Consider the following 13,408-nt stretch of genomic DNA (forward strand, 5'->3'; position numbering starts at 1 on the left):
TATTTAGTTACTTCAAGTCCTCCTTGTGCGATTCCTAACACGATTAGCCAGTAGTAAGCAAGTATTTAGAAAAAACTTCAAATAAAACAATATATATCATCGTCGCTTTATCTGTCCGATGCTAATTTATCAGCAATGCGTGTGGTTTCTGGCAGTCTATATTTTGTGGTGCAACGCAATACGTAGTCAATTGCTGTGGGTAAACTAATTCGATGACCGCTGGAGATATACAAAGGCTTGACTCCTGTGCGTGTGCGTAAAACTGCCCCTATCGTTTCGCCCTGATGTATTAGGGGTTGCCAGCTACCTTTTGTTTCTGGTACTTCTTCATATTTGCCAATAAATAAAGATTTTGCTACACCGATTGTCGGTATATCTATCAGCAATCCTAAATGGCTAGCTATACCCATTCGGCGGGGATGGGCAATTCCCTGACCGTCGCATAAAATTAGGTCTGGCATGATTTTGACTTTTTCTAGGGCATCCAAGACAGCAGGTATTTCGCGAAACGAGAGAAACCCTGGAATATAAGGAAACGTAGTCGGACGGTAGGCTAATGTTGTCTCTACTACTTGCAAGCCTGGGAAACTCAGCACGGCAACTGCGGCACGGCTAATTGTCCCATCGGCTTCAAAGCCCATATCCACACCTGCAACGTATTGCACAGTTTCTGGCAATTTATCTTCTGTAATTATCTGATGGCGCAATCCTTCCTGAATTGCGATCGCATCTTCTACGTTTTGAGGCCAGGCATGTTGTTGATAAATCTTCATAATCAATGTTTTTCTTAACAAAGTTTAAAGGACTTATTGCCGAAATCTCTCTTAGCAATAGTGTATCTACTGTTGTGATTAATTAAAAAAATTTTGTATCCTTTAGCTAAAGTTAAACTGTTATTATTTCTCTGGTTCACTTTAGTAATCAGAAATATATTTATTAGTGTATCTTTGGCAATAACCACCGGGAGCATCCCACTTTTTTGTAATTACTGTCATTGCGAGCGTTCGCGTTAGCGTCTCGAAGAGAAGCGAAGCAATCGCAATAGACGCGCTCTAAGTTAGAGATTCTGGGATTGCTTCGTCGTTCCTCCTCTCTACGAGACGCTTCGCGAACGCAATGACAGATTAACTTTTCTCTTGCTGCAAAATAAAAATTGGGATGCACCCATAACCACCTGACTCAGGTTGGTAATTAATTATAAATTACTATTAAAAAATAACCATGCGTAATCACATCCCAAATACAGCCAATACTTTTCAGTTAAGTTTTTATATCGCCGGGGGCATCTTTTTATTAATGTTGGCATTTATTTTTCGTCCTTTTACGATTGTAAATGCTGGGGAACGGGGCGTTATCATGAAGTTTGGCAAAGTTCAAGATCAGATTTTAGATGAAGGTCTGCATCCCATGATGCCAATTGTTACGTCAATCAAAAAGCTGAGTGTGCGGGTGCAGCAAAATACTTTTCAATCAGATGCTGCTTCTAAAGACCTACAAAAAATCACTACCGAACTTGCTATTAACTGGCACGTTGATCCGACAAGAGTTAATAAGGTTTTTCAACAAGTCGGAGATCAGCAACAAATTATTATTGGCATTATCACACCTGCTGTATCTGAAGTTTTGAAAGCAGCAACAGCCAAAAAAACAGCAGAAGAAATCATTACTAAAAGAACCGAACTTAAAGAAGAAATGGATAACCATCTGAAAACCCGTCTATTGGCTTATGGTGTGATAGTCGATGATGTGTCTCTAGTGAATTTTTCGTTTTCGCCAGAGTTTAGCAAAGCTATTGAATCAAAACAAATAGCGGAACAAGAGGCTAAACAGGCTGAATTTATTGCTAAAAAGGCAACTCAAGAAGCTCAAGCAGATATCAACCGCGCCAAAGGTCAAGCAGAAGCGCAAAGATTGCAGCGACAAACTTTAACAGCAGAATTGTTGCAGAAACAAGCAATTGAAAAATGGGATGGACGTTTTCCTATGGTTATGGGTGGTAATGGTGCAGTGCCATTAATTAATATTAATCCTAATAATCTCACCGCCCCACAAAATAGATAGTTTTGCTTGTATTTGCTAGATAAAAATAGTGGATGTTGTAGAGGATGTAGTGAACAATTGCTATTGATAGCATCCATTACATCCATGACACCATCCATTAACATGTTGTCATTGTATCGCCGCATAATTGGGCAGCAAAGAATCTAACACATTCTCAATACTACCGTCAGATAAATCTGGAATCGATATAAATCTGTGAGCTTTACTAAAATAACTCTTGGTTGAGTGGTTATAGATAGGGTCGTAATAGGAATGCAATATATCTTGCACTAATGATTCCCAATTTTGGGCATCAATCAATTGATACCACTGACTTAATTTCTCCCAACCACAGCGAGTTTTGAGTTTTTCTAGCTGGCGTTTTAAAACATTGGGATGACTTACTAGGTGTGGATATTCCTGTAAAAGAAACTTGACTCTAGCTGCTATCGGTAGTTGAATTTCTACACAACTAGCTTGCCTCATTTTCTGCCATAAAGACTGAGGTAAATAGACTTGCCCAATTTTGATACTTTCCGATTCGATCCACACTGGCTGATGAGAATTAAACTTTTGCAGATGTTGTAAAAGGAGAGATTCAAAGTATTTTTGTGAGGGTTGGGATGAAAGTTTACCTGGCCATTCTCCACCCAAAAGAGAACCACGATGATTAGCTAAACTTTCCAAGTCTAAAACTTGTGCGCCACGTTGACGCATCTTATCTAAGATATGAGTTTTACCAGTACCCGTTAAACCGCATAACATCCGATAAGTAAATCTTTCTGGTAAATGTTCTAGTTGCTGGCGTACATAATTACGATAAGTCTTGTATCCGCCATCAAGTACAGTAACTTCCCATCCAATTTGTGTCAGCACAGAAGCCATGCTACTTGAACGCTGTCCACCCCTTCCACAATAAACTAAAGGATGGTATTCCGGATCTTTCGCAGCAAAGTGTTGACTCAGATGTTGGTAAATATTTCTCGTTACTAATGCAGCACCAATTTTGCGCGCCGTGAAAGAGCAAACTTGTTGATAAATTGTGCCCACTTCCTCGCGTTCAGCATCATTCAAGACTGGTAGATTAATTGCACCAGGGATGTGATCTTCTAGAAATTCACGATGGCATCGCACATCAATTATTTCGCTGTAACTTTCAGCCCAAGGCTGCTGAGTATATGTAACTGAATGTAACATAAACTTTAATTTCTCACTTTCTCAATTTTGGCACTCCTATAAGTTTAATGGGGTGTTTTTATATTTTGGTTAATTTAAATCAATCTATGTAAACAAAAAGACTATCAAAATGTTTCTTTTAACTGCTGGCGGGGAATTATGAGAATAGATGAAAGTCAACTAGCGATCGCCCATTGAAGTTTAGCAGATGCAGTCAATCAGGTTGAGTAACAACTAAAGTCATTGTATCGGTAGTGAGCGATCGCAGTATTAGGGGTTAGACCAATTTTTTCAACCCTGAAAAAGTGATGAGTCAACCGTCAAGAGTCAGTAGGGGTAGTGACTATAAGCCTTTTAATTTACGAAAATCCTGTACAACTTCTTTAATATCACCTAATTCACCCTCAACTAAATAGTTTAATTGGCGCATTTCATCGGCGGTAATTTTTCCAGCCAGTTGGGCGATCGCTTTTTTTAATTGCGGGTATTTTGCTAATGTTGCTTGTCTGACAATGGGCGTAGCTTCATAAGGTGGAAAATATTGTTTATCATCTTTTAGCACAACTAAACCCAACCGAGCAATCTGCCCATCAGTGGAGTTACCCGCTACCATATCTACCTGTTTTTGAATTAACGCCCGATAAATTAAACCCAAATCCATGATTTGCGGTGATTTAGCAAAATGTAAGTCGTAGGTTTTCGCTAACCCCGGAAAGCCATCTTCCCGTTCTAAAAATTCATAGCCAAAGCCGCCACGCCATTGGGGTGTATATTCAGTAGCTTGGGAGAGAGTTTGCAGATTGTAGCGTTTAGCATCTTCACCCCGAATAATGATGGCAAAAGTATTTTCAAAACCCAAGCTAGGCATAACTTCCAAGTTAAAATTTTGGGCGTATGCTTGTTTTAATTTTTCATAAACTATTTTTGGATCGTTAACTACCTTCTGCTTTAATATTCCTGTAAAAGCTGTACCTGTATATTCAATATAAGCATCTATTTTGCCAGCAGTAATTGCACTATGGCAGACGAAAGAACCACCCAAGCGCGGGCGACGCGACACTTTTAAATTAGTGGTAGCTTCGATTTGTTGTGCTAAAAGTTCGCCTAAAATATCTTGTTCAGTAAAATCTTTAGAAGCAACAATAATATCACCACCGCTATTAGTATTTGGATTCGGGCTACAACTAGCGATCGCCATTACCAAAGCAAATGTTAATATGCAAAAAAACACAAACTTTTTCATATAAATTTCTGGCTCTTACAGCCTATTCAATTGTTTTTTTGAACGCTGCCTTTCTTTAATTTGACTTCAATCCAACCAATTACTAAATCAGCGATTAATGCAATAGCTGCCGCAGGAACTGCCCCTGCTAAAATTAACTGATTATTTACTACTGCAATGCCACGAAAAATAAATACTCCTAAACCACCAGCACCAATCGCAGCAGCAATAGTTGCAATCCCAATGGCAATTACAGTTGCTACTCGCACCCCAGCCAAAATTACTCCCATCGCCAAAGGAATTTCTACTTGGAATAACAATTGTCTATCTGTCATCCCCATACCTCGCCCAGCTTCCCGAATCGCTGGATCGACAGTAGTAATACCAGTATAAGTATTACGAATTATCGGTAATAAAGAATATAAAGTTAATGCCACAATTGCTGGTACTATACCAATACCACCAATGATGGGGACAGGAATTAGTAATCCAAATAATGCCAAACTGGGAATAGTTTGCAGAATATTAGCAATGCCTAAAATTGGTTGGCGGAGTTGGGTTTGGCGTGTAATTAAAATTCCTAAAGGAATGCCGATTAAAATAGCAATTCCAATTGCAATGCCTACCATAAATAAATGTTCCAGCGTATGCTGAAAAATTTCTGGGGCATACTTGATGAGAAAAAAGTCTTTCATAAATTGTCTTGCAGAGAACGCAGACATTGAAGAAAAGCTAGGCTCTCTGGATGGAGCGATCGCATAAATTCATCCTTTGTTCCTAATACTACCAATTCTCCCCCATACATTAAACCAATTCTTGATGCCAAAACAAAGGCTTCTTGAATATCGTGGGTGACAAAGACAACAGTTTTGCCTAATTCCTGTTGTAACCGGCGAAACTCTTGTTGAATTTCTAAGCGTGTAATTGGATCGAGTGCGCCAAAGGGTTCATCCATCAATAATACAGGCGGATCGGCTGCTAAGGCCCTAGCGACGCCAACACGTTGTCTTTGTCCTCCCGATAGTTCATTGGGATAACGCCCAGCAAATTGTTCGGGTTCTAAACCTACCAAACGTAACAATTCATACACTCGCATTTTAATTTGTTTTGGTTTCCAGCCTTCTAAGGCGGGGACTAAGCCAACATTGCGTTCCACTGTGAAGTGGGGAAATAAACCAATTTCTTGAATTACATAACCAATTTTACGCCGCAGCTTAATTTCATCCCATTGAGTTGTGGGAACGCCATCAAATAACACTTCCCCTTCGGTAGGTGTCAAGAGGCGATTAATTAATTTCATCGTCGTAGTTTTACCACTACCACTGCGTCCCAGTAATACCAGTGCTTCTCCTTGGAAAATCGAGAAATTGAGATGAGACACCAAAGGACGGTGGTTACGGCTAAAGGTGACATCACGGAATTCTACAGCGATTTGGTGATTTTGGGGCATGGTTGACTTTGTTGACAAGAATAAACAGCGATCGCACTTTTAGCTGGTTCTTTGGGTTATTATGCGATCGCTTTCAGAAATTTTAGTAGTTTTCCGAAATCGCCCAGCACGCCTTTGTAATCATTACTAGACAAGCAAACTATAACTTACTCTATAACTAACTCTATAACTAAAGGTACGGGGACATACCCCAACTCAAACCCAGTCACAACAACTGGGTTTTTGAATTTGAGTGCGCCAGAGGTGTATTGTCAACAAAAAAGCCCAGGTAAATCATCTACCTGAGGCCGTGATTAATTTAGTGAGTGTGAAACTTTAAGATGCTGCTTGTGCAGAAACGTATACAGAAGGATCTGACGCTTGGTATAGCTGTTCAGAATAATTGAAAGTATCTGTAACGATTTGCGGACAACGCATACATGCTGCCTTACCTTCCTGTTGCCACCAACGGCAGCTAGAACGGATTTGGCAAGGTGGAAGTGCTTCTACTACAGCAGGTAAACTCTCTACAATTCGGTGTGCTAAACGACAATTAGCACCATCAAAGTGCTGACATTCTTTTTGTACACAAGTGCCTGCAAATCTAAAAATTTCTGTTGGAGAAACTGGTGCAGCTAGGGACAATAATTCCTCGGTGACGGGCTGTGGTTCTGCAAGGTGAGCCAGACGCGGTTCTTCTACTGTCCCAACCACTACAGCAAATACTACACTATTTGCCATCTCTGGCCTAGCACTGGGGCAAAGAGGTTGATTTTTAGTATCCGTTGTATTTTCCATGTTGATAACTATCACCAAAATCTTGGTGTGCTAAGCAAGTGAGGCTGTAGGATCAACAGCAATCAGGCCAATTGTGATGGGAGGGCAAGCAATCTTACCAACTATGATCGGTGGAGGGCAATAACTGGGCGCAATTTTACCAGTGATTATAGGTTTTGGAGGTGGACAAAGAATCTCAGGCTTTAGTTTTACGTTGCTTATGGTTGTACCTCCCACAATTTTACGCGCTTCGAGTGCGCGTGCTACGGCTGATTTAATCACGCCTCCTTCTTCTTGATCGACTGATTCTAACAGAGAGTCAGAAGTCACAGGTGATAAGTCAGAAATGGAAATTGTCATGACGATGTAGCCTCCTCAAAATTTTGCAGGCGAATGTAATTTAATATCTATTGCTAGAACTGGATTTGCTTAGTTAGCTTGTTGATTGTATGTATAATCACAAAAACTCATAAAAAAGTCTGGCCAATTTGGCCAGACTTAACAAAAGTTAATCAAAAAAATTCGGAAACTGAATTAATTACCTGCAAGCATTGCTTTTGTAGCAGATTCCCCAGCTTTTACCAAATTCCGCCGCAATTGGAATACTAACAAGCTCATCATAGTCCAGTAACTGAAAATTGGCAGCAATGCTGTTATGGGTGATAGTGATTTTCCATCAGGAGAAATTGCAAATATTGGCCCCACTATTGAATATAACCAGAGAAAATTGTTGTCTCTATAGGAAGAGGTAAATACGCCTATAATTATCACTGGTAATATCATTGATGCACCGACAGTAGCCGCAGACCAAAATACTCGGTTGTGATTTTTGGTGAATAAAAGCAGTTGCGCTAAGGCTGCATAGAGCATAGCTAAACTAAAAGAGAGCGCGAGGGCAAAAAGAGCATTGATTTTGTGACTAATGGGGTATTGAGAGAGTAATATTAAGCAGTTGATGCCAATGATAGCAATTGTGGCATTGATTGCGATCGCTAATAAACCCGGACTTTTTTCGCCCCAAATTAAATCTTTAACAAGTTTGCTATCTACTAATCCTTTGACACGCGCAGTTCGACGATAACGTGCCCAATCTTGGAGGGCTTGACGATGAGGATTGAGAGCAGCAATTAAATAGAGAAATAGCCAAAAATCTAAGAACAACAAACTCACTAGATTTTCAGCAAGCAGATAAGAACCAGGATTTGATTCTAAAACTAATCTTTCCCAATTTGCACACCCTAAAGTCATCAATGCATAGCAAGCTGTTAATGAATAACTTTGATGCTTACTCAACATCGTGGTATTAGGATCGCGAAAACAACGTTGTAAGGATTGCCAAATAAAATATGTTCCTAAACCGTAAATCAAGAGCGTAAATCCAAGTGTTGTCAATAAGCTATCTCCTAAAGGTAAGGCAAAAAATTGAAAATTCCTAAATCGGGAACTAGCAGATGCAAATGTAGAGCTAATAGCAGTCTCTGGAATTAAGTAAGTAGGATTAATTAGCCTAGCAAAAACCAAAGGATAATCATCTGAGATTTCTGTCAAGGCTACTCGCATAGTGACGATGAGAAAACCGAGAACTACGCCACCACCTAACCAAGATTGAAAACCACCTAGCCAAGAACCAACTAAGCCAAATAGCAGTGCAGCACTATAGAATAAAAAGCAGGCAGCAACCACTGCTACATAAAAGCTGAAAATCTCAGCCGAGGGAATTTTTCCTGCTAAAGCTGACCATAAATGCAAAGGAAGAGCTAACAGTACCCCAATAAATAGCAAAATTGGTACACCCAACATTTTGCCGGATAAAATACTTTGGGGTGATTGTGGACTCAGGCGGATAAAATTCAGTGTTTCTCGTCTTTCTTCTGCCGATAAATCATTAATTATCAGGTAAGTTCCGGCAGTTAAAAGACTAAAACAGCCAATAATACTGAGCCAGGTAAATACATCCAAATACCACAATTGCCAGTTAATAATTACATGACCAAATTCATCAACTAGGCATTTAGGCAGATTATATTGAAGCCCACCTGTACAATATTTGTGGGAGTGATTATATACCAATTCAAGCTTAGTTGGTAGCTGGGTTTGAAAATACATAAATAGGATAAACTGACCCAGCAATGAGATAGCAGCAGACAGTAATAAATTGCGCGATTTCAGTCTTCCTTTGAGTTCACGCAAAAGTTGCGGATTCGAGTCTCCTATTTGATTAATCCAGTTGAGATCCATAGTAAAAACTCTCTTTTGTCAGTTGTCAGTTGTCATTTATATTTGTCCCCCTTCCCTCGTCCCCCTCATCCTCCTTATTTACGTCCAGCTAACAATGCTTTTGTCGCCGACTCTCCTGCTAATTTAACTTGCTTTGTTAATTGGATGTTTAATAATATGATGACGCTAATTTCAGCTATGAGTGCTGTAAAAATTGCGATTGTTGCTGTTTTTTCTAAAGCAGGCCAAGGAAAGGTAAAAAATAGCCAAGCTTCAGGATTGTTGGTAGGTGTAATACCTGAAATTCCTAAAAACAATGGTGGTATTATCACTGCTGCACCTACAGCAACGGCTGCCCATAAAGCACGTCTGGGAGTTTTCATTAACAGTAGTAATTGAGCTAATGTGGTATAAATCATCATTAAGCTAATACATAAAACTACACCTAAAATAGCTTTTAATCTTCCCATATCATTAACCCAATCGATGGCGTTGTTATGGTGGGTATTTAAAATAGGTGCAAGTACAATCCAAATTACTACTGGGGTGGTGGCGATCGCTAAATTGATTAACATTGCTAATAATGACGGACTTTTTTCATCAACAATCCAATCTTTTAACCAAAATTCACTCCTAATATCCTGGAAAGTAGCAAACTTTTGATGTCGATATCTTGCCCAATTTTGTATAGTTTGTCTGTGGGGTGAAATAATTACAAGTAATCCAAATAATAGCACTATGTTAAAGAATGCTATCAGGAATAAATTTGGCCCTATTTGATAATTCACATCATAATAGCAAACATTATTTCTGGGATCTGGGCAATAATTTTTATAGTATTGTAAAGTAAATCCCCAAAAAACCACTTGATAACTTGCTACTAAAAGATAAGTTTGTACTTTGTTAAGAATTGCTCCATCAGGATTACGAAAGCGGCGTTTCATGGCTTGCCAAGCCCAATAGATGCCTACACCATAATTCAATAAATAGATGCCAACCATACCAAAGGCGCTTTTACCTACTGGTATATAGAAAAACTGCAATTCTTGTAAAGATGATTGATTATTTCTTGACAACGGCAATATATAGCCCATAATCTCCAAGGGGCTTAACAATCTTAACCAAGTAGCTGTATTGTGAAAGTCTCCACTATAAGTTAAGTTCTGTATAGATATCATTAAAAATAGCAGGACTAAACCACTTCCTAACCAAGGTTGAAACCCGCTAAACCAACGACTAGTTAAACCAAGTAACAGTGCATTACTGTAGAAGAAAATGCAGCTAGCCAGCAGAACTACATAGAAACTTAAAATCGAAACTATAGAGAGATTGGCAGAAATTCCTGCCCATAAATTTAAAGGCAATGCCACTAAAACTATGAGATAGATTACAGCTGGTACTCCTAGCAGTTTACCCATCAAAATACTTTTCTCTGACTGGGGACTGAGGCGCAAAAAATTCAGTGTACCGCGACGTTCTTCTTGGGCTAAGTTATTGATGAGCAAATAAGTACCAGCAACTAAAAGTGTGAAGACAAACATCACACTCAAGGTCATAAATATATACCTCCAGTGGTCTTCCCACCACAATGCCATATTTACTTGATCTGGAGGGCAGTAACTCTGATATAAAAGTTTATCAAGCTGAGATTGTTCAATTTTCAGTGATGCTATTTGGGCTTTGTATTCCTGAATTTTTTCCAAATTGTAGTTTTGTTTGCCACTAAATAAACTGAGTTTTTGGTAAGTTTCCTCACTAGTTTTATATAGTAAATTTAGTTTTGCTTGATAACCTTTGCTCAGATTGCAGTATATCCCTGACATGGGATAAGTTTTAGTAGGAAAGCCGCTAAATTGATATATGTATACTCCTAGTTGAGTAAGCAGCGATATCGCCAAAGCAATTAAGATGTTGACAACTTTCAGGCGACCTTTAAGTTCTCGAAATAGTTGAGGATTCCAGTTACCGAGTTTATTTATAAGATTGAATGTCATTAGAAAAGTTCTCCAAAAAGGGAAGCAATAATTCGTAATTCGTAATTCGTAATTCGTAATTTAAAATTGCAGAGGAATCACTGTTGAAAATTACGAATTAAGTAAACGCAAGATGGCTGGACTCAGGTTATGAACAATTACTAATTATTTGGATTAAGATGCTTGTTTGTGACCTAATTTCAGGAAGATAGTTTCTAAATCTTCTTGGGTGCAGTGAAAATTGCTGATGGGAATCCCAGCTTGAATCAGCGATCGCAATAAATCAGCACAATCTTCCGGTTTACCGGAAAAGTTCACCCTGGCGCTATTCCTTCCTGGTAATACCTCCCACTCTTCCACTAAAGGATTATTTTTCAATTCGCTCAAAAGTGGTTCTAGTTTCCCCAAGGTGGATAACACTATTTGTTGTCGGGAGAGTCGCTGGTAAAGTTGCTGGAGTGAAGCACTTTCTACTAAAAAGCCCAGTTCCATAATTCCCACAGAAGTACAAAGTTCCGCTAAGTCACTGAGTACGTGCGAAGAAATCAAGATTGTCATCCCAGCTTCTTGCAAAGCCTTGATGATTTCCCGGAACTGCATCCTCGCTATGGGGTCAAGACCGGAAACGGGTTCATCTAACAGTAGTAAAATCGGTTCGTGAATAATGGTACGCGCTAAACTCAAGCGCTGCTTCATCCCCCGCGACAGAGTAGAAATTGAGCTATTGCGCTTATTTTCGAGTTGTATCAGTTCCAATACTTCATGGAGGCGTTGAGTGCGCCGGGGTTCTCGTAAGCGATACAGCCGCGCAAAGTAATCTAGATAATCCCAGACTGTCAAATCCTCATACAGTGGATAGTCATCAGGTAAGTAACCAAGATGACGCTTGAGAGTGGGGTTGCTTTTGTCACGTAGCAAGCGATCGCCATTAATATAAATCTCACCCGTAGTCGGCTCCTCTGCGGCTGCTAACATGCGGATGAGAGTTGTTTTACCTGCGCCATTCGGCCCAATCAGTCCGTATACTTCACCTGCTTGGATCTCCAAATGCACATCGTTAACGGCTATATGCCGATCAAATTGCTTAGTCAGTCCAGAGGTGCGAATTGCTAATTCTTTTACCATAGCTGCTTTGGTGCGGCTTGTGAATTACAGTTAACCTAACCTGTCTCTACAGCATTTGTCAGGTTCGTTTCAGAAATGGAAACCAGGTTTATCCAAACTTCATGTTATTGCGTATTAATACTTTCTTAAAAGTGTAAATTTTAGATAAAAAAATAGGTAAGACATTTACCTTCCCTACTTTTTCATTTGTCTTATTCGACTATGTAAAGTTGTCGTCTTTACCGATAGTAGATGCTGGGATTATCGGTTCAATGCTTTTTCCTGACATATTTTCAGTATTTAAATCTTTTTTTATACACATAAATATCTTGTGTAGTAAGAGCGATATCTACGACAAGCTGCTCTGCGTCTACGCAATTTTATGATTGTGATAAATGAAGTTTTTGTCAGTAGTTAGTGGAAAAGGGATTAATAACTGCCCACAATGAAGATATTAAACTCTTTCCCACAACAACTGACAAATGACAAATGACATGCGTAGCGCCATAAAATGCACCCGACAATAATTTTCCCGATCATAGTTTCAGTGAACAATGTTATTGAGAGCGTTGATAATAGTCACAGTATCATCACTTTCAGATTTTTTTATCAGGGCGATCGCTCGATCAAAATTACGGTTTGGATTAGCGATCGCCCAACCAATAAATGCTACTTTGCTATCAATTAGGTTGATAATATTCTGTTGGACATCAGGAGTTTGATAAGCCAAAATTTTTGCATTATTCCAGGCTGATTGACGAGCTTTACGAATACTAAAATTGAAGATAATTTCATCTTTTCTGCCACCAAATCTATCCAAAATCTCAATTAGTGGTGACAGTTGTCCCAAAACCATCTCCGTAGGCTCGAGCAAATCATTGAGAATAGCGTTAATCTTAATAAAATCATCTTGTAGGGTGTGCAGTTTATCACCAGGGCAAAGTTCGGCAGCTACAATACCCAGATCTAAATTAATATGAGAGTTAATTGCCAGCAGTAAATGTTGCAAAATTAGTAACTCTGGATTTTGTAATGCGTCGAATGTCACCTGCCAGCTTCTGGTTGATTTTATATTATTTTGGTAATCATCCCCAGCACGAAAGTAACGATTAGCAAATTGCGTCGTGAATTCTTCCATTCTGGCTGCATCGTCAAAAAAGCCATGTTTAATACCTATTTTCACTTTCAAAGTTACTTGACGATAAAGTGCAGCAAAAAATCCTCTGGGGCTACGTTCTTCTATAGCTTTGGCAATGATGGTGTCTAAGTATTGGATTACTTCATCAGTGTTGTTTGCTAACATAATATTCTCTGGTGATAGGGATAAAGTTGATTGAGCTTGGAAGGCTTTCAATACTAATGGGGATGTCTAACGACAAGTTGCTTCGCACCTACGCTTTCCATATAATTGCAATCAACCCCAAGTGATCCCAATTCGTAATTTATAATTATTACTTAATATTTCTTAAC

12 protein-coding genes are annotated in these 13,408 nt (G+C 39.2%); 1 reads left to right on the plus strand and 11 read right to left on the minus strand.

Annotation, left to right across the window (positions count from 1 at the left end):
• Positions 1 to 107: 107 nt before the first annotated feature.
• On the minus strand, positions 108 to 773 hold the full coding sequence (nfi, locus tag AACU32_RS34035; RefSeq protein ID WP_096606513.1) for a deoxyribonuclease V: 666 nt from the start codon (positions 771 to 773) through the stop codon (positions 108 to 110).
• 448 nt (positions 774 to 1,221) lie between these two features.
• On the opposite strand from nfi, the gene AACU32_RS34040 reads away from it, so the two are divergent.
• Positions 1,222 to 2,061, plus strand: coding sequence for a prohibitin family protein (locus AACU32_RS34040; protein WP_096606515.1), 840 nt, complete (start codon positions 1,222 to 1,224; stop codon positions 2,059 to 2,061).
• A gap of 108 nt (positions 2,062 to 2,169) precedes the next feature.
• Here the strand turns inward: AACU32_RS34040 and mnmH are convergent, their stop codons facing one another.
• The 10 genes from mnmH to AACU32_RS34090 form a co-directional block, all read right to left on the minus strand.
• Positions 2,170 to 3,237 (minus strand): tRNA 2-selenouridine(34) synthase MnmH, encoded by a 1,068-nt coding sequence (gene mnmH, locus AACU32_RS34045; protein ID WP_096606517.1) that lies wholly within the window; start codon positions 3,235 to 3,237, stop codon positions 2,170 to 2,172.
• Positions 3,238 to 3,559: 322 nt separating this feature from the next.
• Entirely contained in the window at positions 3,560 to 4,459 is a 900-nt protein-coding gene (locus tag AACU32_RS34050; protein WP_096606519.1) for a glycine betaine ABC transporter substrate-binding protein, read from the minus strand.
• 26 nt (positions 4,460 to 4,485) lie between these two features.
• Complete coding sequence (locus tag AACU32_RS34055; protein WP_096606521.1) at positions 4,486 to 5,133, minus strand: ABC transporter permease; 648 nt, start codon at positions 5,131 to 5,133, stop codon at positions 4,486 to 4,488.
• Positions 5,130 to 5,888 carry an ATP-binding cassette domain-containing protein gene (locus tag AACU32_RS34060; protein WP_096606523.1) on the minus strand — a complete coding sequence of 253 codons (759 nt, stop codon included), beginning with the start codon at positions 5,886 to 5,888 and terminating at the stop codon, positions 5,130 to 5,132. The genes AACU32_RS34055 and AACU32_RS34060 overlap by 4 nt, the downstream gene beginning before the upstream one ends.
• Positions 5,889 to 6,203: 315 nt before the next feature.
• Positions 6,204 to 6,665, minus strand: coding sequence for a nitrogen fixation protein (locus AACU32_RS34065; RefSeq protein ID WP_096606525.1), 462 nt, complete (start codon positions 6,663 to 6,665; stop codon positions 6,204 to 6,206).
• Positions 6,666 to 6,695: 30 nt separating this feature from the next.
• Entirely contained in the window at positions 6,696 to 7,004 is a 309-nt protein-coding gene (locus AACU32_RS34070; RefSeq protein ID WP_096606527.1) for a hypothetical protein, read from the minus strand.
• 174 nt (positions 7,005 to 7,178) lie between these two features.
• Positions 7,179 to 8,882 carry a hypothetical protein gene (locus AACU32_RS34075; protein ID WP_096606529.1) on the minus strand — a complete coding sequence of 568 codons (1,704 nt, stop codon included), beginning with the start codon at positions 8,880 to 8,882 and terminating at the stop codon, positions 7,179 to 7,181.
• 74 nt (positions 8,883 to 8,956) lie between these two features.
• On the minus strand, positions 8,957 to 10,855 hold the full coding sequence (locus AACU32_RS34080; protein WP_096606531.1) for an ABC transporter permease subunit: 1,899 nt from the start codon (positions 10,853 to 10,855) through the stop codon (positions 8,957 to 8,959).
• Between the two features lie 153 nt (positions 10,856 to 11,008).
• Positions 11,009 to 11,959: an ABC transporter ATP-binding protein gene (locus AACU32_RS34085; RefSeq protein WP_096606533.1), complete on the minus strand. Its 951-nt coding sequence runs from the start codon at positions 11,957 to 11,959 to the stop codon at positions 11,009 to 11,011.
• Positions 11,960 to 12,482: 523 nt separating this feature from the next.
• Complete coding sequence (locus AACU32_RS34090; RefSeq protein ID WP_096606536.1) at positions 12,483 to 13,241, minus strand: DUF5995 family protein; 759 nt, start codon at positions 13,239 to 13,241, stop codon at positions 12,483 to 12,485.
• Positions 13,242 to 13,408: the final 167 nt, after the last annotated feature.

It is taken from the genome of Calothrix sp. NIES-2100, from assembly GCF_963875285.1.
Taxonomy (GTDB): domain Bacteria; phylum Cyanobacteriota; class Cyanobacteriia; order Cyanobacteriales; family Nostocaceae; genus Aulosira.

What these genes read in the sequence shown, in the direction of transcription:
- nfi (WP_096606513.1), bottom strand. Translation starts at nt 773, where the DNA reads ATGAAGATTTATCAACAACATGCCTGGCCTCAAAACGTAGAAGATGCG.
- AACU32_RS34040 (WP_096606515.1), top strand. Translation starts at nt 1,222, where the DNA reads ATGCGTAATCACATCCCAAATACAGCCAATACTTTTCAGTTAAGTTTT.
- mnmH (WP_096606517.1), bottom strand. Translation starts at nt 3,237, where the DNA reads ATGTTACATTCAGTTACATATACTCAGCAGCCTTGGGCTGAAAGTTAC.
- AACU32_RS34050 (WP_096606519.1), bottom strand. Translation starts at nt 4,459, where the DNA reads ATGAAAAAGTTTGTGTTTTTTTGCATATTAACATTTGCTTTGGTAATG.
- AACU32_RS34055 (WP_096606521.1), bottom strand. Translation starts at nt 5,133, where the DNA reads ATGAAAGACTTTTTTCTCATCAAGTATGCCCCAGAAATTTTTCAGCAT.
- AACU32_RS34060 (WP_096606523.1), bottom strand. Translation starts at nt 5,888, where the DNA reads ATGCCCCAAAATCACCAAATCGCTGTAGAATTCCGTGATGTCACCTTT.
- AACU32_RS34065 (WP_096606525.1), bottom strand. Translation starts at nt 6,665, where the DNA reads ATGGAAAATACAACGGATACTAAAAATCAACCTCTTTGCCCCAGTGCT.
- AACU32_RS34070 (WP_096606527.1), bottom strand. Translation starts at nt 7,004, where the DNA reads ATGACAATTTCCATTTCTGACTTATCACCTGTGACTTCTGACTCTCTG.
- AACU32_RS34075 (WP_096606529.1), bottom strand. Translation starts at nt 8,882, where the DNA reads ATGGATCTCAACTGGATTAATCAAATAGGAGACTCGAATCCGCAACTT.
- AACU32_RS34080 (WP_096606531.1), bottom strand. Translation starts at nt 10,855, where the DNA reads ATGACATTCAATCTTATAAATAAACTCGGTAACTGGAATCCTCAACTA.
- AACU32_RS34085 (WP_096606533.1), bottom strand. Translation starts at nt 11,959, where the DNA reads ATGGTAAAAGAATTAGCAATTCGCACCTCTGGACTGACTAAGCAATTT.
- AACU32_RS34090 (WP_096606536.1), bottom strand. Translation starts at nt 13,241, where the DNA reads ATGTTAGCAAACAACACTGATGAAGTAATCCAATACTTAGACACCATC.